This window comes from Psychrobacillus sp. MER TA 171 (assembly GCF_023713305.1).
Lineage (GTDB): Bacteria > Bacillota > Bacilli > Bacillales_A > Planococcaceae > Psychrobacillus.
Genome location: NZ_JAMAWN010000002.1, coordinates 155,983 through 175,960 on the forward strand (window position 1 = coordinate 155,983; position 19,978 = coordinate 175,960).

The following is a 19,978-nucleotide window of genomic DNA, read 5'->3' on the forward strand; positions in this document are numbered from 1 at the left end:
ACACCTTATTTTTTTAAGGAAAATTACTTAAAAAGAGAATCAAATCCTGGCATTTTCATCTTTTTCTTTCCTTTTTGTTGCATATTTGTCATTTGCTTCATCATCTTTTTCATCTCTTCAAATTGCTTTAGAAGTCTATTAATGTCTTGAATAGATGTTCCTGATCCTTTAGCAATTCTCTTTTTTCGAGCTCCGTTAATAATTTCAGGGTTAGTTTTCTCCTGCGTAGTCATTGAATAAATAATGGCTTCGACACGATCCATTTGCTTCTCATCAACTTTCGCATTTTCCAATCCCTTAATTTTATTTGCTCCTGGAAGCATTTTTAAAATCTCGTCAAGAGGTCCCATTTGCTTCACTTGGCTTAGCTGCTCCAGGAAATCATCGAACGTAAAAGATTGCGTACGGAACTTTTCTTCCAGTTCCTTCGCTTTTTCTTCGTCAACATTAGCTTGAGCCTTTTCGATTAAGGACATCATGTCTCCCATGCCTAAAATACGGGATGCCATGCGTTCTGGATGGAAAGTCTCTAAAGCATCCATTTTTTCACCCATACCTACAAATTTAATAGGTTTTTGAGTAATGGAACGGATGGAAAGGGCTGCCCCACCGCGTGTATCACCATCTAATTTCGTAAGTACGACCCCTGTTATACCAATAGAGTCATTAAAATTGTTAGCTACATTGACCGCATCCTGCCCTGTCATTGCATCTACAACCAAGAACACTTCGTCAGGCTCTTTTAATGCACGAATATCTTTAAGCTCTTGCATCAAAGTTTCATCAATGTGTAAACGCCCTGCTGTATCGACAATCACTACATCATAATGTTCTTCCTTTGCATGCTCAAGACCCTGCTTCACTATTTCCACAGGAGAAATGTCCGTACCCATTTGGAATACTGGTAAGGAGAGTTGTTTTCCAATCGTTTCAAGCTGTTTCACTGCTGCCGGACGATAAATATCCGCAGCAATTAACAAAGGCTTCTTGTTATACTTTTTTCGAAGTACATTTGCAAGTTTACCAGTAGTGGTGGTTTTACCAGCACCCTGTAATCCGACCATCATAATAACAGTAGGGGGTCTTGAAGAGAATGCGATCTGGCTCTGCTCGCCTCCCATTAGCTGGGTCAATTCATCTTTTACGATTTTAATGACCTGCTGACCTGGAGTTAAGCTTTTCATCACTTCTTGCCCAACAGCCCGTTCAGAGACGTTTTTAACAAATTCTTTTACCACTTTTAAGTTAACGTCTGCTTCCAGTAGTGCATAACGAACTTCACGCATCATTTCTTTAACATCAGCCTCAGAAATTTTGCCTTTACCTTTGATTTTCTGAATCGTCCCTTGGAGACGCTCAGCTAAACCTTCAAATGCCATGCAAGCTCGCCTCCTAATCCCATTCTTTTAATTGCTCAATGAGTTGAGTCAGTTCTTCTGATGATTGTTCATTTGCTATTTGCATAAGCTGTTTAGTCGTTTCTTGTCTCTTTTCGAATTTGGAAAAAAGATTTAACTTTTCTTCATACTCTTCCAGCATCATTTCAGTGCGACGTATATTGTCATAAACAGCCTGTCTGGATATATTATATTCCTCTGCAATTTCGCCGAGTGATAAATCATCTAAATAATAAAGCTGCATATAGCTTCGTTGTTTATCTGTCAATAAAGCCTGGTAAAAATCGAAGAGAAAATTCATACGAGTCGTTTTTTCAATCATTCCCATCTCTCCTTACCATGAATGGTTCATCTAATAGTTTATAAAGACTAGCTTTAACTGTCAAGTAAAATTACTTGTCTTCTGATGTTTCTTCTAGTTCTAACCCTTCAGCAAATAATCCATAAACATATTTTTCTGCATCAAATGGCTGTAGGTCATCCATTTGCTCTCCGAGACCAACAAATTTAACTGGTATATGTAGCTTATTGCGGATAGCAAGGACTATACCGCCTTTTGCAGTACCGTCAAGCTTTGTTAACACAATTCCAGTAACATTGGTCACTTCTTTAAATGTCTGTGCCTGAACAAGCGCATTTTGTCCTGTAGTGGCGTCTAATGCTAACAATACTTCATGCGGAGCATTAGGCACTTCTCTAGTAATAACTCGGTGAATTTTTTCCAACTCATTCATCAGGTTTACTTTATTTTGCAAACGACCTGCTGTATCACAAATAAGCACATCAGCTTTTCTGTTTTTGGCAGCACGAATAGCATCATACATAACAGCAGCCGGATCAGAGCCCTCTGCCTGTTTTATAACCTCAGCACCTACACGATCGCCCCACACTTGAAGTTGATCAATAGCACCTGCTCGGAAAGTGTCCCCAGCAGCAAGTATTACTTTTTTTCCTTCTCCATTTAGACGATGTGCAAGTTTACCGATAGTAGTTGTTTTACCAACTCCATTAACACCGACAAATAAGATAACTGTTAGTCCTTCTTCTTCGATGTGAAGCTCTGTTAGATCCTCATCACCAGCCTCATATATCTCAACAAGTTTTTCAGAAATAACAGATTGGATTCCGGCAGTATCTTTAATATTTTTACGCTGAACCTCAAAACGCAATTTGTCCATTAACTCCACTACGGTTTCAAATCCAACATCTGCTTGAAGCAAAATTTCTTCAAGCTCCTCAAAGAAATCCTCATCTACCTTACGATATTTTGCTACTAAATCATTTACTTTAGAAGTAAATTGATTGCGTGTTTTCGATAGTCCTTCTTTAAATTTATTGGTAATCGAAACTGTTTCTTCAGCCTCTGGTGTAGAGCCCAACATTTTTTCTTTCATTTTTTTAAAAAAGCTCACAGTAGAACCTCCTGTTTAAGTGACTAATTCTTCTTCTAATTTTACAGATACAAGCTTGGAAATCCCAGATTCCTGCATAGTGATACCATACAGTACATCTGCCCCCTCCATCGTACCCTTACGGTGGGTAATGACGATAAACTGCGTATCATGACTAAATTTCTTTAAATAGTCGCTATAACGCGTAACGTTTGCCTCGTCTAAAGCAGCTTCCACTTCATCCAGGATACAAAAAGGTACAGGACGAGTATGTAGAATTGAAAATAACAAGGCAATAGCAGTTAGTGCTCGTTCTCCACCCGACAATAAAGAAAGATTCTGTAGCTTTTTGCCTGGAGGCTGTGCCACTATATCTATCCCCGTATCCAACATGGAGGTAGGATCAGTTAAAATTAAGTCTGCCTGTCCGCCACCAAATAACTGTCTAAACACTACCTTAAAGTTTCTTTGAATGTCATTAAACGTAGATTCAAAGCGTATAGTCATTTCTTCGTCCATCTCTTTAATAACCTCATGCAATGTATCTTGAGCAGAAAGCAAATCCTCTCTTTGTTCTGTTAAGAACGAGTGACGTTCGCTGACTTGCTCGTATTCCTGTATAGACCCTAAGTTAATAGGTCCAAGCTCTTCTATAGAACGTTTTAATAGTTTTACTTTTTTGCGAGCAAGCTCCTCATCCATGTCAAAAGGATAGTCTCGCTTTGCTTCATCCAGGGACATTTCATACGTCTCTTCTAGATGTGTTTGAAGTGAATTAGTTTCCACCTCCAGCTTGCTCAACCTTAGTTCTAATGCACGCTCGTCGTTAGAAAAGATACTTAAATGTTGCTGTAGCATCTTTAATTGGCCTTCAGATTCGTTTACTCTTTGAGAAAGTCCAATTCTTTTCTCTTTGTCCTTCGTTATTTGCCCCTGTAAATAATCTTTTTTCTGTTTGTTAGTAGCAATCATTTGGTCAATTTGTTCTGGAGATGGACCTGTTTGGTCATCATTCTCAAACCAGCTGATCTCTTTTTCTAAAGTACCAACTTTTTGAACACAATATTGAATATCCTGTTCCAGCTGTTTCTTTTCTTTCTCTTGTTGCGTCACTTGCTCATTTACTACAGCAATAGAGGACAGCAGTTCGCCAAGTTCATTTTGTACTTTATCTTTTTCTTGCATAGACTGCTGCTTTAACAGTTGCAGTTGATCGATAGTTTTTTGAATGGAAGCTAACGATTCATTAATCTCCGCACTACGCTTAGCTGTTTGTTCTTTTTTACGAACTAGATTCTCATGCAGGTTATTCTTTTCAGTTTGAACCTCATCAAATTCAAGCAAGCGATTGGTTAAACGAGAAATTATAGCTCCACATTCTCTGTCTTCTGACAATAGTTTATGCTCTTCTTCTCGCAAAGCTTCCCCAGAGAGACGCGCTTCCTCTAATGCAATTTTAATCTGTTGAACTTGCTGTTTTTTATGAGCAACTGATTTTTCTGCTTGAAGTACGGATTGTTCTAGTTCTACAAGCTTATCATTTAATTGCTCTAACTCAGCTTTTCGTGTAAAGACAGATGACTGTTGTTTTACAGACCCCCCTGTCAAGGAGCCTCCTGCATTTACAACATCACCGTCAAGTGTTACGAAACGGTATCTAAATTGAAGACGTGCCGCCATTTCGTTTGCGCCCTTTAAATCTTTTGCAATAATAATATTACCTAGTAAACTTTCAATGATTATTTTATAGTCTGTATTGTAATTGACAAGCATATCTGCCGTATTCACAAAAGATGGATGCTCCTTGATTGGAGCCAGCGTCTGCTCGTTCAATTTACGCGACTTCATAACCTGAAGTGGAAGGAAGGTAGCTCTTCCAACTCTTTTCTTTTTCAGCCAATCAATAGCCATCCGTGCATCCTGACTAGTATCAGTAATAATATGCTGAGACTGCTGGCCAATAGCTGTGTCAATTGCATTCATATAGTTAGATGGAATTTGGATTAGTTCAGCTACTGCGCCATGAATCCCTTTGAGCTCTTTTTTATCACGAGCAACTAATACTTCCTTAACTCCCTGGAAATACCCTGAAAACTCGGATTCGAGCTCTGTTAAAGAATCCTTTCTAGCCTGCATTTGATGCTTCATTTGATAGGCTTTTTGAAGCAACGTTTGCTGTTCTTCATAAGAGGCTTCTAAATGCTCCGATGATTCTCGCTTTGTTTTAAAGTCCTGCACCTTTTGTGCCAAATCTTTCTGACATGCTTCCAGCTGCTTCTCTATCTCTTTTTTTCGATTTGTAAGCTTTTCTAACTCGTCTTTGATCTCCCGATAATCTTCAATAATTTTCTCAGAAGACACTAGTTCAAATTGAAGCTGCTGTTCCATATGCTTCATTTCATTTTTCATTGTTGCTTCTTCATTTAACAAATCAATGTAAGTGCCCTTCAAAGTTTCGATTTCCTCTTCAACCTCTGAAGCTGACCTACTAAGAACATGATCGATTTGTAATTTTTTTGCTCGAAGTTCTTTTAAAGACAGTTTCTTTTTAGAGCTAGAAGAAATATTTTCTTCTAGCTGTTTTTCAAGTACTTGAAGTCTCGTCTTTTCTTCTTCCAAAGCTCTTCTTAGCTGCGATATTTGCTGACTAGCATTTTGTTTTTTCTCAGCAAGCAACAGTTTTCTTCCCTCAAGACGTTCTAATTCAGAACTTACCTCAAGTAACTCAGTCTGTTCCTTGTCTAGCTTTTCATCTGTGGAGCTAATGGTTCTTCTTATAGATAAAATATCTGACTCTGCATTACTAATCTTTGTCAAAAGCGCCGTTTTTTGCTCTTCTATTTGTTGAAGCTGATTATGTAGCTCTTTACTTTCTTGTACAAAAAGATTCAAGTCGTGAGCAATCACTGCTATTTCAATATCCTTTAGTTCTGTAGACATCTCTAAATAATCTGTAGCAAGAGATGATTGAATTTTGAGTGGCTCCATTCGACCATCTAGTTCATGGAGAATATCAAGCACTCGATTTAAGTTATCATCAGTTTCTATCAGCTTAAATTCTGCTTTTTTCTTACGTTGTTTATACTTAAGGACGCCGGCGGTCTCCTCAAATATCGTTCTTCTATCTTCAGGTCTGCTATTTAGTATTTCATCAACACGTCCCTGTGAAATAATAGAGAACGCTTCTTTTCCAAGACCGGAATCCATAAATAAATCTATAATATCTTTCAATCTACACGTTTGCTTGTTTAGAAGATATTCACTATCTCCTGATCGGTAAACCCTTCTCGTAACACTTATTTCAGTAAAATCTAATGGAACACGACGATCAGAATTGTCTAATATTAAAGTAACCTCTGCAAAGTTTAACGCCTTTCTTGAATCGCTCCCTGCAAAGATAACATCTTCCATCTTTGTTCCACGGAGTGATTTGGCAGATTGCTCACCTAGCACCCATCTGATTGCATCTGTAACATTACTCTTCCCACTACCATTCGGACCTACCACTGCAGTTACTCCTGGGACAAAATCTATCCCAACTCGATCTGCAAATGATTTAAATCCTATAATTTCTAATCTCTTAAGGAACAACGATTATTCCCCCTGTTCTTGATCCTTTATTGCGAGTATCGCTAGTCTAGCTGCTTGTTGCTCTGCTTCTTTTTTAGAACGTCCTATTCCGACGCCAAGTTCCGTTGTATTTAAAATAACACGCGAAACAAAGGTACGGTTATGTGCCGGACCCTTTTCTTCTACAATTTCATAGCTAAGTGCACCATTGTTTTTTTGTTGAATGACTTCTTGTAGTTGGCTTTTATAATCCATCACATGCGAAAAAGCACCGACTTCGATTTTAGGGAAGACAATCTTTTCCAAAAAGGAAACGACTACCTCTAATCCTTGATCCAAATATAATGCACCGATAAATGCTTCGAATACGTCCGCTAAAAGTGCCGGTCTTTCACGTCCGCCAGTTAACTCTTCTCCTTTTCCAAGGAGCACATACTTACCAAATCCTAATTCGTTTGCAAACACAACTAAAGAAGGCTCACAAACAATCGCTGCTCGAAGCTTTGTAAGCTGCCCCTCACTCATAACCTCGTATTGCTGGAATAAGTATTGAGAAACAGATAATTCTAATACGGCATCTCCTAGAAACTCTAAACGCTCATTATCGGTGAAAAATTTACGTCGATGCTCATTCACATAAGATGAATGGGTAAAGGCTTGATACAATAATGTTGGATTATTGAACTCGATTTCAAAATGACTTTGAAATTTTTGAAACTGTTGTTTAACACTCTCTGGGAACCCTGTTTTTTTAGGGTGGTTGCTTTTTCTATTTACTTTCATCCTGATCTGCCTTTCTTACTTAACATCTATCTGTTTAAGTTTACCTGTTTCTATAGCAATGTGCAAAAAGAAATAGAGACGCTTTTAATTATTCATACGAATAGTAAAAACGTCTCTGTTGCTATTTAACTTAATTCACCTTTATATAAAGAATATATATATAAAGGTGACTATTTAATATTAGCCTTGCTTGCTTTCAATATAGCTAACTGCGTTACCCACAGTAGAAATATTCTCCGCATCCTCATCCGAAATTTCCATATCGAACTCATCTTCAAGCTCCATCACTAACTCCACTACATCTAGTGAGTCAGCACCTAAATCATCACGGAAAGATGCTTCTAATTTTACTTCGCTCTCGTCTACACCTAGACGATCAACGATCACTTTAGTTACACGTTCTAAAACTGTTGACAAATTTGTCACCTCCCCTCAATGATTATACAAAAAACTTTTAGTCTATGAAAGGCTAATTCACATGAAATATAAATACTTACATCAGATCGTGCTTATTAAGTTACAGATGGTCATTACATATACATACCGCCATTAACATGAAGCGTTTGCCCAGTAATATAATTAGCATCCTCTGATGCCAAAAATGCTACTGCTTTTGCTATGTCTTCTGGATTCCCAAACTTCGCTAAAGGAATTTGGCTCAACATTTGACTTTTAACTTCTTCAGGAAGAGCATCTGTCATATCAGTAGTTATAAATCCAGGTGCAACCGAGTTAACAGTTATATTACGACTCGCTAATTCTTTTGCAGAAGATTTCGTTAGACCAATGACACCAGCCTTAGCCGCAACATAATTAGCCTGTCCAGCATTTCCAGAAACTCCAACAATAGAAGTTATATTAATAATACGACCATTTCGTTGTTTCATCATTTGTCTCGTAACAGCTTTTGTGCAGAGAAATACCCCTTTTAGGTTCGTATTCAATACATCGTCCCATTCCTGTTCCTTCATGCGCATAATTAGATTATCACGTGTGATACCAGCGTTGTTAACTAAAATATCAATAGATCCGAAGACTTCTAAAGTTTGCTTAACTAAACGTTGAACATCATCGGCTTGGTCAATATTAGCTTGAGCTGCAAAGGCAATTCCTCCGCGCGCTTTTATTTCTTCTACAACGGCTTCTGCTTTCTCTTTGCTGCCACTATAATTGACTACTACCTTAGCTCCCTCGTTTGCTAAGTAAATAGCTATATCCTTACCGATTCCACGAGAAGCACCTGTTACAATTGCAGATTTGCCTTCTAATTTACCCATTGATAACCTCTCCTATTTCCGTAATGGCTTGCTGGAAGGAAGCCTCGTCATATACACAATAAGTTGTAACAGATCGATCTATTTTTTTAACTAAGCCACTCAGCACTTTACCTGGACCACATTCAATAAAGACGTTGACACCAAGATCAAGCATTTGTTGAATCGATTCTTCCCAACGAACGGGCGAATATAATTGTTCGACCAATAGGGACTTCACGTCCGCTGCATCCTCTACAGGAAGCGCCGTAACATTAGAAATTACTGGAGGTTTTGCAGTTGAAAGTTTAATAGAATTGATTGCCTCATCTAATTTATGTGCAGCAGGTCTCATTAATTCAGAATGGAAGGGACCACTCACAGTTAAAGGAATTGCTCTTTTAGCCCCTGCTTCTTTCGCTTGTTCAGAAGCTTTTTTGACTCCTTCTGCTGTACCAGAAATAACAATTTGACCAGGACAATTAAGATTAGCAATTTGCACAATGTCACCAGCTTGCGTAACCTTTTGAGTTACCTCAGCTAAAGAAGTAGCATCTAATCCTAATATGGCTGCCATTGTTCCTTCTCCTGCCGGTACAGCTTCATTCATGAAAAGACCACGTCTATGAACTAATAATACCGCATCCTCAAAACTAATTGCCCCAGAGGCAACTAAAGCAGAATATTCTCCCAGGCTATGCCCAGCTGTATAATCTGGAGTAATTCCAGCCTCGATTAATAATTTTGCAATCATTGTACTGGTTGTAAGTAAAGCAGGCTGTGCATGGTAGGTTTTAGTCAACTCCTCAGCCGGTCCATTCAACATAATATCTGATAAAGAAAAACCTAATTTTTGATCTGCTGATTCATAAATCTTTTTACTTTCACTGTTGTTTTCTATTAGCTGTTGCCCCATCCCTACTGATTGAGACCCCTGTCCAGGAAATATAAAAGCAATTTTAGTCATCGGAAGATTCCTTTCGTAATGTAGTGTAAATAATCTCAGAAACATTATTTTCTACCATTGTCCGTGCTTGTCTGATCGCATGAAAAATCGCTCTGCTATTAGAGGAACCATGTGCTTTAATAACTGGAGCCTTTAATCCAAATAGCCCAGCTCCACCGTACTCAGAGTAATCCAATTTATTTTTAATACCTTTTAACTGATCTTTTACTAGCAACGCTGATATTTTTGTTTTTGTCGATGTATTAAAAGCTTCTTTCAGCAAGGTAAACATCGCCGCGGCCGTACCTTCAATCGTTTTTAATACCATATTGCCTGTAAACCCATCTGTTACTACTACATCAGCTACGCCATTTAAAAGATCTCTAGATTCAACATTTCCTATAAAATTCACAGGTGTCTCTTTCAACAGTAAAAACGCGGCTTTAGTAAGCTCATTTCCTTTTTTGTCTTCGGTTCCTATATTCAGTAGGCCAACTCGAGGGTTTTGAATACCACGCACTTTTTCTGCATACACACTTCCCATTACAGCAAATTGCTGTAAATGTTCCGGTTTGGCATCTGAATTTGCACCAAGGTCAAGCATTACAAACCCTTTCCCGTCTATTGTTGGGAGGGTGGGAGCAAGCGCTGGACGATCTACTTGATCTATCCTACCAACTACAAAAAGTCCCGCTGCCATTAGAGCCCCTGTGTTACCCGCAGAAACACATGCATCTGCCTCACCATTTTTCACCGATTCAGCCATTTTAACCATCGAGGAATTTTTCTTTCTACGAATAGCTCTAACAGGCTCATCAGTTCCTTCAATCACTTCATCGGTATGAACTACGGTCAAGCGGTCATGCTTAGTTACAAGTGATTCTAATTTACTTTCATCACCATATAAGATAATGTTCAAATCGTCAAAAGCTTCTAGAGCCTCATAGGCTCCCTTTACTATTTCATGAGGGGCGTTGTCTCCGCCCATTGCATCTATCGATATTTTCATTTTTACACACCTTTTTACTTCATAGTTTCTCTATACATATTGAATTCTCCAACAAAAACAGTCTCATTTTCTACCTTACTTGTCACTTGAATAACTGTATTTTTCTTCTCAGTGTCATTAGATAGGACAACTGCTTTTGCAATAACACGATCACCGGCTTTTACAGGCTTCACAAATGTAATATTAGATTTTCTAGTTAAGGCCAGTTCATCATTAATAACAGCTACAGCCAATGAGTTTGCTTGTGCAAAAAGATGATGTCCCCGTGCAATACCGTTCCTTGCAAACACATGGTCCTGCTTAATATCTAATAGTGATATTGCCTGTTTGTCTAAATCTATATCTATAATTTCTCCAATAACCTCATCAATTGGGAGAGACTTTACCTCTTCTTCAAAATTATGAGCTGCAACTGATTTAATCCTCTCACGCAATTCTGGGATGGATAACTCCATTCGATCTAATCGTATGGTTTGCACGCTTACATGAAAAGTTGCCGCCAGGTTTTCGTCTGTTATAAAAGGGTTTTTATCTAGCGTTTCTAGTAAAAGCCTTTGTCTTTCTTTTTTCGTATATTTCAAGCTATTCACCACCATTTTAGCACTTGGTACTAATATCAGTATATAAACAATAAAAAAAGAATGCAAGAAATGATTTAGTTCATCCTTGCATTCTTTTTAATCAATTCTTTCCCCATCTAGTGCTTTAGAGTCAACCAAGGCATTCCGTAGACCTTCCATTTCATCGGAATTCCAAAAGTGCTCAGATTCCAATAAACGCTCGGCATCTATTTTCGCTGTATTTAATGCACGATAATCATGAACTAAATCTGCTATTTTAAACTCAGGTAATCCACTTTGTTTTTTCCCAAAGAAGTCACCAGGTCCTCGTAGCTCTAAATCTTTCTCCGCCAAGACAAAACCATCATTCGTCTCCGTCATGGACATCATTCGTTCCTTCCCTTCTTCTGTCTTAGGATCAGCAAGAAGGATACAGTACGATTGGTGTTCTCCACGCCCAACCCTACCACGTAGTTGGTGTAGCTGCGCTAGTCCAAAGCGCTCTGCATCAAATATAATCATAAAGGATGCATTAGGAACGTTTACTCCGACCTCAACTACCGTTGTCGAGACTAATACTTGAATATGCCCCTCAGTAAAATTCCTCATCACTTCATCTTTTTCGTCAGGATGAAGCCGTCCGTGCATCAAGCCAACCGAGTAATCTTTTCCGAGCTCATAAGACATCATATTATAAACATCCACCGCATTTTGGACGTCTAGTTTCTCGGACTCCTCAATTAGAGGGCAAATGATGTAGGCTTGTCTGCCATTAGCCAACTCTTTCTTAAGACGACCTATAAGTTTAGGAAGCTGATCTTCCTTCATCCAATGAGTATCAATGGATTTTCTTCCTGCCGGCATCTGATCAATGACAGAAACATCCATTTCCCCAAAAGCTGTTATGGCTAAGGTGCGCGGAATAGGTGTAGCTGTCATAAAAAGTACATCTGGATTTTCTCCTTTTTCCTTTAAAACTCTTCTTTGAGCCACACCAAAACGATGCTGTTCGTCAGTAATAACTAAACCAAGATTCTTAAATGAAACATCAGGTTGAATCAACGCATGTGTACCTATGAGTAAATCAATATTACCCGCCGCTAAATTTTCTAGCACGATTCTTCTTGCCTTTTGTCTAGTAGAGCCAGTTAATAGCGCTATTCTTACACCAATAGGTGAGAGCCACTCATCTAAGGAAGCTGCATGTTGCTCCGCCAAAATTTCCGTCGGAGCCATCAAAGCACCTTGATAACCTGCCGTTATGACAGCATATAAACAGATTGCAGCAACTACAGTTTTCCCTGAGCCTACATCTCCCTGCAAAAGTCTGTTCATTCGATTAGGTGCTTTCAAGTCACGACAAATCTCATTAACTACTCTCTTTTGTGCATCAGTCAACTCATAAGGTAAGGATTCAATTAGCTTTTTCACTCGTTCATTATCAAAGGAAACGCCATTTCCAACATTTTGGTCTTTGCGTACCTTTTTAATGGCCTGCATTTTCAACTGGAAGTTAAGTAATTCCTCGTAAACAAACCGTCTTCTAGCATTTTTGGAATGTTCAGCATCCAGTGGGAAGTGAATTCCCTCAAGAGCCTCCACCATTTCAGGCAATTTATACATGGAGCGGATAGACTCCGGCAAAGGATCCATGATATCCCCTTTTAACTCATCTAACGCCTGTCGCATAAATCTTCTAAAAACTTTCTGGCTTATGGAGCCTTTTAACGAATAGACAGGTTCAAAATCCTGTTGGTCTGTCTTTGGTCCTACTGAGAACGTCGAAACATTAATAACTTGTCGTCCTCTATCCCATTTACCAGTAACTGTAATGACAGAACCTGGAGTTATTTTAGATTTCAAATAAGCTTGATTGAAAAAAACAGCCTTGATCAAATGCTGGCCTGCCAACAATCGAACCTGCAACCTCGATTTATTTTTTCCTAAAAAAAGAAGAGAAGGTTCACTTTCGACCCTTCCTTCTACAGTTACTCTCTCATTATGGGCAGTTTCTGCTAGGTTTTTTAACCGAAAATCCTCATGCCTATAAGGAAAGGTCATTACTAAATCATCTAGCGTAACTATTCCTAGTTCTTCCAAGGCTTTAGCAGTTCCTGCACCTACACCCTTTAGAGAAGTAACTAAACTGCTTCTCTTATTTTCCACTGCTGACCACAGCCCCACCAAAGATTTTAGCTTCTAGCCATTTTCCTGTTGGTGTAGCAGCTAAGCCTCCTTGAGCAGTTTCTTTTAATGCTGTTGGCATCGTTTGGCCTATTTTATACATAGCATCGATTACTTCATCACAAGGAATACGACTTGTTACCCCCGCGAGTGCCATATCTGCTGCCACTAAGGAATTAGAGGCTCCCATCGCATTTCTCTTCACACATGGTACTTCTACTAGCCCTGCAACTGGATCGCAAACTAATCCAAGCATATTTTTTAAAGTTATAGCAAATGCCTCAGAGCTTTGGGCAGGAGTCCCTCCAGCCATCTCTACTATCGCCGCGGCAGCCATACCAGCCGCTGATCCAACTTCTGCCTGGCAGCCTCCTGCAGCGCCAGATATAGAAGCGTTGTTTGCTACAACAAATCCAAATGCCCCTGCTGTAAATAAATATCTAATCATTTGCTCACGAGTCGGGTTCAGCTTGTTTTTTACCGCAAATAGAGTTCCTGGGACTACTCCTGCCGAGCCCGCTGTAGGTGTAGCACAAATAGTTCCCATCGCCGCATTTACTTCATTCGTAGCTACAGCTTTACTTACAGCATCTAGCATCAGTTCTCCAGAAAGGGAATTCCCCTTTTTCATATAAGCTTGCAAAAGAACAGCGTCTCCACCAGTTAATCCAGAAGTAGAACGAACTCCCTTTAGTCCCTTTTCTACTGCTTCTTCCATAACTGTCAGATTACGATCCATTTGTGACATGATTTCTTCACGAGTGCGTTCTGTTATAAGAATTTCTTGTTCTATCATAATCTCAGATATAAGCTTATTTTCTTTTTCAGCTTTTTCTACTAATTCTCGCACATTGCGAAATAAGACTTCCATCATAACCCTCCTTAATCTACAATTCTCGTAACCTTCGTTATGTTAGGTAGAGTTGTAATTTCATCTAAAATATCTTTACTCACATTTTGATCCACTTCAATTACCATCAATGCCATATTTCCTTTCTCTTTTCGAGAAACCTCCATATGACCGATATTAATATTGTGCTTAGCTAAACAATTGGCAACGCTTGCAATACATCCCGAACGGTCATTGTGAACAACTAATATCGCTGCCAAGTTGCCTGACAATCTTAACGGAAAACCATTTAGCTCTGTTATTTCTGTTTTCCCGCCACCAATAGAAATACCAACCACCGACATTTCACGTTCGTCGTCTCCTAATACAATTCTAGCTGTATTCGGATGCTCAGTATGTCCTGTCTCAGGTATAAACTCATAGGATAGACCGAGCTTTTCTGCTTCACTAAACGACGTTTTAATACGCTCATCAAAGGTATCATAGTCCAATAAGCCACCGATGATCGCCACATCTGTACCATGGCCTTTATATGTTTCGGCAAAAGAGCCATAAAGATGGATTTTTGCCCAAGTAGGTTGCTTTCCAAATAAATCTCTTGCTACCCTTCCTATTCGTGCTGCTCCAGCAGTATGGGAAGAGGACGGTCCAATCATAACGGGTCCAATAATGTCAAAAACAGACTTAAATTTCATTTGACAGACCTCACTTTCATGTTGATATTTCTATTTTACACTTTTAGGGAACTTTAAACAAAAGTATTGTACGAAAGGATTATAAAGAACTCTGAAATTTCTTGCTAAAAAAAAAGCGTGGGATTTCTCCCACGCGGAGTATTACTAGTTTTATTCTACTGATAAAATATATGGGTACAATGGTTGTTTACCATTATAAAGCTCTACTTCCACATCTTCGAAGGTCTCTTCAATAAACGAAGCAAATTTCCCAGCTTCCTCTTCCGTGACATCTTCTCCGTAAATAACTGTCACAATTTCAGAATCCTCGTCAATCAATTCTGTTGCTAGCTTTGTTGCAGCTTCCACTCTAGATGGCTGTGAAAGTATAATTTTCCCTTCAGCTAAAGACATAAAATCATCTTTTTTAATCTCTACACCGTCAATTGACGTATCACGTACAGCAAAAGTAACTTGACCAGTTTTAACGTGAGCAAAAGCATCGGTCATATTCTTTTGGTTTTCTTGAACAGTCGCTTGAGCGTTAAACGCTAAAATCGCTGCCATTCCTTGAGGAATTGTTTTTGTAGGCACAACCGCAGCCTCAATCCCTAGAACCTCTGCAGCTTGTTCAGCAGCCATTACGATGTTTTTGTTATTAGGAAGGATTAGTACACGCTCAGCTCCTACAGACTCAATCGCCTTTACAATGTCTTCAGTAGAAGGATTCATTGTCTGACCACCTTCTATCACTGCTGAAGCTCCAAGACTCTTCAATAATTCAGCGACACCTGTTCCCATTGCAACTGTTACTACTGCATAAGGATGAACTTCTGCTTTCTTAGCAGTATTAGAAGAATGGCCTTCACCTACGATATCTGTATGCTGTTGACGCATATTTTCAATTTTAATTTTAATTAAGTCCCCATATTGTTGACCATAAGTTAAGACTTCACCTGGTGTTTCAGAATGGATATGAATTTTAGCAATCTCATCATCCGAGATAACTAAAAGTGAGTCACCATATTCGCTTAAATCATTACGGAAGTCATTTTCGATAAAGGCTTTCTTGCCCTCTTCAAAACGGACCATGAACTCTGTACAGAAACCAAATTCAATGTCAGCAGTATCCATATATCCTTGAACACTTTTATGATGCTCAGCACTAACCAAATCGTCCATAGAGGAACTAATTGTTCTCTCAGGAAGAGCTTCTCCCTTTAAGCTTGCAAGGAAACCTTCATAAACAAATACTAAGCCTTGTCCGCCACTATCAACTACGCCTACTTCTTTCAAAACAGGTAATAGATCTGGAGTTCTGTTTAGTGATAGTTTAGACTCTTCTACAACAACTGCCATTAGTTCTGATATATCTGTAATTGTTTCACTAGCTTCCACTGCTTTTTTAGCTGAATCTTTTGCTACAGTTAAAATAGTGCCCTCAACTGGTTTCATAACAGCTTTGTAAGCTGTTTCTACTCCATACTGTAAAGCTTGGGCAAATTGTTTTGCATCTAAGGTTGCATGCTGCTCAATCGACTTTCCAAAGCCTCTAAAAAGTTGCGATAAAATAACTCCAGAGTTTCCTCGAGCACCCATTAGCAAACCTTTGGACAATGCTTGAGCTGTTTTGCCAATATGCTCACTAGTATGAGCAGCTGTCTCTTTAGCCCCTGAAGTCATTGAAAGATTCATGTTTGTGCCTGTATCACCATCGGGTACAGGGAATACGTTTAATGCGTCGACATAGTCAGCGTTTTGGAAAAGATGATGTGCTCCCATCTTGACCATATCCGCAAATTGATTACCATTGATTGATTTCATTGTTTTCTCTCCTTAATCACACGTTTGCCACGCGAACTCCTTGTACGTAAACATTTACGGATTTCACCGACATACCAAGAGATTTATTTAGCGTGTATTTAACTTTAGACTGGACTTGATAAGCGATCTCAGAAATTTTTGTTCCGTAACTTACAACTATATACATATCGATATGTAAATCATCTTTTTCCTGTCTAACAATTACACCTTTTGTAAAGTTCTCTTTTCTTAATATATCTGTTAAACCATCTCTGATTTGATGCTTTGATGCCATACCAACAATTCCATAGCATTCAATCGCTGCTCCGCCTGCAATTTGAGCAATAGTATCTTGTGATATATCAATGTGCCCAAATTCATTTGTTAATTCTATTGACATGTTGAAACCTCCCAAGTCCTTTTTGACTATCCCTTATTGTACTACACCCTTTAAAATTATAAAAGACACGTTTCTATTCGTCTACTTTTTGCAAAAGTGGTTTTTATTTAGCGCTTCCTTTTCAAAAAAAAGATGGTTTGATTTATACATTATACGTTATTTTCTATACAACCTGTAATTATAGCAATAAGGTGCTCTATGACTTGAATAAAAATAATTCAGAATTGCTTTCGAGTATGCTAATGACGGGCATCCATATTGCTCATCAAGCAGAAAGTGAAAATCAGCAATTTCTTCTCCTGCTTTTTTATCTTATTTTTCAAGTAACCTGAAACCTCTTAGTTTCTTAAATTCATTTATGAAGTTATTTTTTAGTAAAATATTTTTCCAGTATAAACGCCATCTGTTACTATAGTAACTATGTAAACCCCGACACTGCAAGTAACTACTGAACCTAAACTGTTATTTTATAGTGTAAAGGTTTTTTTCTTGATATACTTGCTTATCAAAAGAGTCTGTGGTAAATTATTAAAGTATGTGAAATATCGAACTGAAAATCTTTCAGCTTCTTTTTTAAAGGAGGAAATTATAATGCCAAAAGTATGTGCAATCACTGGGCGTAAAGCTCGTTCTGGTAATGCTCGTTCTCACGCAATGAACGCTACTAAGCGTACATGGGGGGCAAACCTTCAAAAGGTCCGTATTCTTGTAGACGGTAAACCTAAACGCGTATGGGTTTCTGCTAGAGCTTTAAAATCAGGAAAAATTGAGCGCGTATAATCGCTCTCATAATTAATGCCAGGCCGACAAATTGTCGACCTGGCATTATTTCTTTTTAAAACTATTTTTTTTCCTCATCCTTTTTAAAAAGACGAATACAAACCTTCATTAAACTACTAACAGATTTAGGTAATTTAAATGTGTAGACCTTCACACGAATTTCCTCCCTTTTAGTCACTGCTTCTTATCATTAAACATATGCCTGACTTAAAGGAGATAGTACTTGTTCGCTCTACTTGTTCATTACTAGTAAACTTTGCATGGCCATAACTTATTGGTTCTTCTTCCACATTATACAAAAATCCGTCTAGTGTAACGTCTTCCAGTCCTTCACCAAAAGGATAAAAAGATATATATTTATATTCTTCTTGTTGATCTATTTTATGTGTTCCAGGAAGTAGAAATTGAAGCTTATTTTTATGGTTCTGGATATAAAAGGAGACTTCAGGATGCAATCGTTGAAAGTGGTATACATCATGAAGAGCTGCTTGATAGTGATCCAAACGAGAACCACTTACACCGGTTAAAATAACTTCGTTTGGTTTATATTTCATTGCTTCTAATAAAGCCAAACGCGTATCAGTCTCATCCTTCTCAGAAGGCATTATAGATACATGTGTCACGTGTTTACGTAGTGTATCCAACTCTTTATAACTAATAGAATCAAAATCTCCAATAATCTCAGTTGGAATAATATCAGCATTCAGCAAATGATAGGCACCTCTATCAGCCCCAATAAAGATTGTTTCCTCTTGTAAAAAAGGAAGCTGTCTAAGATCAACAACCTCCTCTACAGGACCACCTGCGCAGATGAAGACACGCTTCATTTTGAAGCCACACTCAATCCTGCAGCTTTTATTCTTTGAAGTGCCTTCCCTTTGTCAGGTGCATTATAAACAGCGGATCCAGCGACTAAAATAGTTGCTCCTGCTTCCACACAAGGAATAATTGTCTCCTCGTTGACTCCTCCATCAATCTCAATTTCAATAGAAAGATTTCTTTCCTGTATAATTTGAGAAAGTTGTTTTACTTTAGGAATAACCGAATGTATAAATTTCTGACCACCAAATCCAGGGTTGACAGTCATAAATAAAACCATATCAACATCCTCTAATACATGCATAATTGATTCGACAGGTGTATGTGGATTTAACACAACTCCTGGCTTCACTCCAAATGAACGAATCAGCTGAATTGTACGGTGAAGATGTGGTGAAGCCTCTACGTGAACTGTTATATAATCAGCTCCAGCTTTAGCAAATGCCTCAATGTATTGATCTGCATTTTCAATCATAAGATGTACATCCAATGGAAGGCTCGTAAGTGGTCGCAAAGCCTCTACGACAATCGGTCCCATCGTTATGTTTGGAACAAAATGACCATCCATCACATCTATATGAATAAGCTCAGCTCCAGCTTTTTCTACCTCTAATACTTCTTCTCCAAGTTTTGCAAAATTTGCTGCTAAAATAGAAGGTGCAATCTTTACCATAAGTTAGTACCTCGGCTTTCTATCTACTATTTCTTCATAAAATTGTAAATAATGTTTGTATCGGTATTCTTTAATTTCTCCAAGCTCTACTGCTTTTTTTACAGCGCATTTTGGCTCATTAACATGTAGGCACCCACGGTACTTACATTCGTCCTGTCGTTTTACAAAGTCAGGAAAGCAACTAGAGAGCTCTTCTTTTTCCATTAAATCAAATTCAAAAGAACTAAAACCAGGGGTATCAGCTAGAAGCCCATCACAAACCTCGATTAGTTCTACATGTCTGGTTGTATGCTTCCCACGTCCTAAAGCATCCGATATGACTCCTGTTTTTAAATCTAAGGAAGGGAGAATTGTATTTAATAAAGTAGATTTCCCTACCCCTGATTGTCCTGCTAGTACAGTAGTTTTCCCTTTTAAAATAGGGGTTATTTTATCGTTAAAATCTGGATCATCCTTGTAGGTCATTAATATTTCATAACCAATATTTTCATAATCATTGATATAATCCTTCATTGTTTGTTCCATCTTAGTATCCATCAAATCACTTTTCGTCAAGCATATGATTGGCTCAATGTAAAAGGATTCTAGCACTACTAGAAAACGGTCTAATAATATCGTATTGAAGTCTGGTTCTTTAATAGAAAAAACTAAAATGGCCTGATCAATATTCGATATCGGTGGACGAACCAAGTTATTTTTTCTTTCGTGGATGACAGTTATAGTACCATCGTTCTCTCCCTCGACTGTATAGTCAACAAAATCACCAACTAGAGGAGATTCGCCTCTATTTCTAAAGACCCCTCTCCCTCTACATTGAATCACTTTACCATTATCATATACATAATAGAAACCACTAAGTGCTTTTCTTATTTGACCATTTGGCATT

At 38.3% G+C, this 19,978-nt stretch carries 20 protein-coding genes; 1 reads left to right on the plus strand and 19 read right to left on the minus strand.

All coding sequences use genetic code 11. The features are described from left to right. Nucleotides 1-23: 23 nt before the first annotated feature. From ffh to M3627_RS02985, 15 genes are all read right to left on the minus strand, one after another. Nucleotides 24-1,379 carry a signal recognition particle protein gene (gene ffh, locus M3627_RS02915; protein ID WP_169358573.1) on the minus strand — a complete coding sequence of 452 codons (1,356 nt, stop codon included), beginning with the start codon at nt 1,377-1,379 and terminating at the stop codon, nt 24-26. Nucleotides 1,380-1,392: 13 nt separating this feature from the next. Then, nucleotides 1,393-1,719 (minus strand): putative DNA-binding protein, encoded by a 327-nt coding sequence (locus M3627_RS02920; RefSeq protein ID WP_169358572.1) that lies wholly within the window; start codon nt 1,717-1,719, stop codon nt 1,393-1,395. 70 nt (nt 1,720-1,789) lie between these two features. Then, nucleotides 1,790-2,809 carry a signal recognition particle-docking protein FtsY gene (gene ftsY / locus M3627_RS02925; RefSeq protein WP_251552919.1) on the minus strand — a complete coding sequence of 340 codons (1,020 nt, stop codon included), beginning with the start codon at nt 2,807-2,809 and terminating at the stop codon, nt 1,790-1,792. Between the two features lie 15 nt (nt 2,810-2,824). Further along, nucleotides 2,825-6,379: a chromosome segregation protein SMC gene (smc, locus tag M3627_RS02930; RefSeq protein ID WP_169358570.1), complete on the minus strand. Its 3,555-nt coding sequence runs from the start codon at nt 6,377-6,379 to the stop codon at nt 2,825-2,827. Nucleotides 6,380-6,382: 3 nt separating this feature from the next. Continuing rightward, complete coding sequence (gene rnc, locus M3627_RS02935; RefSeq protein ID WP_169358569.1) at nt 6,383-7,141, minus strand: ribonuclease III; 759 nt, start codon at nt 7,139-7,141, stop codon at nt 6,383-6,385. Nucleotides 7,142-7,321: 180 nt separating this feature from the next. Beyond that, nucleotides 7,322-7,558 (minus strand): acyl carrier protein, encoded by a 237-nt coding sequence (gene acpP / locus M3627_RS02940; protein WP_169358568.1) that lies wholly within the window; start codon nt 7,556-7,558, stop codon nt 7,322-7,324. Between the two features lie 113 nt (nt 7,559-7,671). Beyond that, nucleotides 7,672-8,418: a 3-oxoacyl-[acyl-carrier-protein] reductase gene (fabG, locus tag M3627_RS02945; protein ID WP_169358567.1), complete on the minus strand. Its 747-nt coding sequence runs from the start codon at nt 8,416-8,418 to the stop codon at nt 7,672-7,674. Continuing rightward, a complete protein-coding gene (fabD, locus tag M3627_RS02950) occupies nt 8,411-9,361 on the minus strand; it encodes an ACP S-malonyltransferase (protein WP_169358566.1) in 951 nt (316 codons plus the stop codon). Before fabD ends, fabG begins: the two co-directional genes overlap by 8 nt. Continuing rightward, nucleotides 9,354-10,349 (minus strand): phosphate acyltransferase PlsX, encoded by a 996-nt coding sequence (plsX, locus tag M3627_RS02955; protein WP_169358565.1) that lies wholly within the window; start codon nt 10,347-10,349, stop codon nt 9,354-9,356. The genes fabD and plsX overlap by 8 nt, the downstream gene beginning before the upstream one ends. 14 nt (nt 10,350-10,363) lie before the next feature. Next, nucleotides 10,364-10,930 carry a transcription factor FapR gene (gene fapR / locus M3627_RS02960; RefSeq protein ID WP_169358564.1) on the minus strand — a complete coding sequence of 189 codons (567 nt, stop codon included), beginning with the start codon at nt 10,928-10,930 and terminating at the stop codon, nt 10,364-10,366. 96 nt (nt 10,931-11,026) lie between these two features. Next, nucleotides 11,027-13,075, minus strand: coding sequence for an ATP-dependent DNA helicase RecG (gene recG, locus M3627_RS02965; protein ID WP_251552920.1), 2,049 nt, complete (start codon nt 13,073-13,075; stop codon nt 11,027-11,029). Further along, entirely contained in the window at nt 13,065-13,964 is a 900-nt protein-coding gene (gene sdaAA, locus M3627_RS02970; RefSeq protein WP_169358562.1) for an L-serine ammonia-lyase, iron-sulfur-dependent, subunit alpha, read from the minus strand. The genes recG and sdaAA overlap by 11 nt, the downstream gene beginning before the upstream one ends. Nucleotides 13,965-13,975: 11 nt before the next feature. Beyond that, the gene (gene sdaAB / locus M3627_RS02975) at nt 13,976-14,638 is read right to left on the minus strand and encodes an L-serine ammonia-lyase, iron-sulfur-dependent subunit beta (RefSeq protein WP_251552921.1); all 663 of its coding nucleotides are present in this window, start codon (nt 14,636-14,638) and stop codon (nt 13,976-13,978) included. A 150-nt stretch (nt 14,639-14,788) separates the two neighbouring features. Beyond that, nucleotides 14,789-16,441: a DAK2 domain-containing protein gene (locus tag M3627_RS02980; RefSeq protein WP_251552922.1), complete on the minus strand. Its 1,653-nt coding sequence runs from the start codon at nt 16,439-16,441 to the stop codon at nt 14,789-14,791. Between the two features lie 16 nt (nt 16,442-16,457). Beyond that, nucleotides 16,458-16,820 carry an Asp23/Gls24 family envelope stress response protein gene (locus tag M3627_RS02985; RefSeq protein WP_169358559.1) on the minus strand — a complete coding sequence of 121 codons (363 nt, stop codon included), beginning with the start codon at nt 16,818-16,820 and terminating at the stop codon, nt 16,458-16,460. Nucleotides 16,821-17,411: 591 nt separating this feature from the next. Here M3627_RS02985 and rpmB point away from each other — a divergent pair. Then, nucleotides 17,412-17,600: a 50S ribosomal protein L28 gene (gene rpmB, locus M3627_RS02990; protein WP_142605779.1), complete on the plus strand. Its 189-nt coding sequence runs from the start codon at nt 17,412-17,414 to the stop codon at nt 17,598-17,600. Nucleotides 17,601-17,661: 61 nt separating this feature from the next. Here rpmB and spoVM read toward each other — a convergent pair whose 3' ends face one another. From spoVM to rsgA, 4 genes are read right to left on the minus strand one after another with little or no spacing between them, the layout of a single operon-like run. Continuing rightward, nucleotides 17,662-17,778 (minus strand): stage V sporulation protein SpoVM, encoded by a 117-nt coding sequence (gene spoVM / locus M3627_RS21020; protein ID WP_353056450.1) that lies wholly within the window; start codon nt 17,776-17,778, stop codon nt 17,662-17,664. Continuing rightward, on the minus strand, nt 17,771-18,427 hold the full coding sequence (locus M3627_RS02995; protein ID WP_251552923.1) for a thiamine diphosphokinase: 657 nt from the start codon (nt 18,425-18,427) through the stop codon (nt 17,771-17,773). Before M3627_RS02995 ends, spoVM begins: the two co-directional genes overlap by 8 nt. Further along, on the minus strand, nt 18,424-19,092 hold the full coding sequence (gene rpe / locus M3627_RS03000) for a ribulose-phosphate 3-epimerase (protein WP_169358556.1): 669 nt from the start codon (nt 19,090-19,092) through the stop codon (nt 18,424-18,426). The genes M3627_RS02995 and rpe overlap by 4 nt, the downstream gene beginning before the upstream one ends. Nucleotides 19,093-19,095: 3 nt before the next feature. Continuing rightward, nucleotides 19,096-19,977 (minus strand): ribosome small subunit-dependent GTPase A, encoded by an 882-nt coding sequence (gene rsgA / locus M3627_RS03005; protein WP_169358555.1) that lies wholly within the window; start codon nt 19,975-19,977, stop codon nt 19,096-19,098. Nucleotide 19,978 lies beyond the last annotated feature (1 nt).

Excerpts from the sequence above, each read along its gene's own strand:
- ffh (WP_169358573.1), bottom strand. The coding sequence starts at position 1,379 with ATGGCATTTGAAGGTTTAGCTGAGCGTCTCCAAGGGACGATTCAGAAA.
- M3627_RS02920 (WP_169358572.1), bottom strand. The coding sequence starts at position 1,719 with ATGATTGAAAAAACGACTCGTATGAATTTTCTCTTCGATTTTTACCAG.
- rnc (WP_169358569.1), bottom strand. The coding sequence starts at position 7,141 with ATGAAAGTAAATAGAAAAAGCAACCACCCTAAAAAAACAGGGTTCCCA.
- fabG (WP_169358567.1), bottom strand. The coding sequence starts at position 8,418 with ATGGGTAAATTAGAAGGCAAATCTGCAATTGTAACAGGTGCTTCTCGT.
- fabD (WP_169358566.1), bottom strand. The coding sequence starts at position 9,361 with ATGACTAAAATTGCTTTTATATTTCCTGGACAGGGGTCTCAATCAGTA.
- plsX (WP_169358565.1), bottom strand. The coding sequence starts at position 10,349 with ATGAAAATATCGATAGATGCAATGGGCGGAGACAACGCCCCTCATGAA.
- sdaAA (WP_169358562.1), bottom strand. The coding sequence starts at position 13,964 with ATGGAAGTCTTATTTCGCAATGTGCGAGAATTAGTAGAAAAAGCTGAA.
- sdaAB (WP_251552921.1), bottom strand. The coding sequence starts at position 14,638 with ATGAAATTTAAGTCTGTTTTTGACATTATTGGACCCGTTATGATTGGA.
- M3627_RS02980 (WP_251552922.1), bottom strand. The coding sequence starts at position 16,441 with ATGAAATCAATCAATGGTAATCAATTTGCGGATATGGTCAAGATGGGA.
- M3627_RS02985 (WP_169358559.1), bottom strand. The coding sequence starts at position 16,820 with ATGTCAATAGAATTAACAAATGAATTTGGGCACATTGATATATCACAA.
- rpmB (WP_142605779.1), top strand. The coding sequence starts at position 17,412 with ATGCCAAAAGTATGTGCAATCACTGGGCGTAAAGCTCGTTCTGGTAAT.
- M3627_RS02995 (WP_251552923.1), bottom strand. The coding sequence starts at position 18,427 with ATGAAGCGTGTCTTCATCTGCGCAGGTGGTCCTGTAGAGGAGGTTGTT.
- rpe (WP_169358556.1), bottom strand. The coding sequence starts at position 19,092 with ATGGTAAAGATTGCACCTTCTATTTTAGCAGCAAATTTTGCAAAACTT.
- rsgA (WP_169358555.1), bottom strand. The coding sequence starts at position 19,977 with ATGCCAAATGGTCAAATAAGAAAAGCACTTAGTGGTTTCTATTATGTA.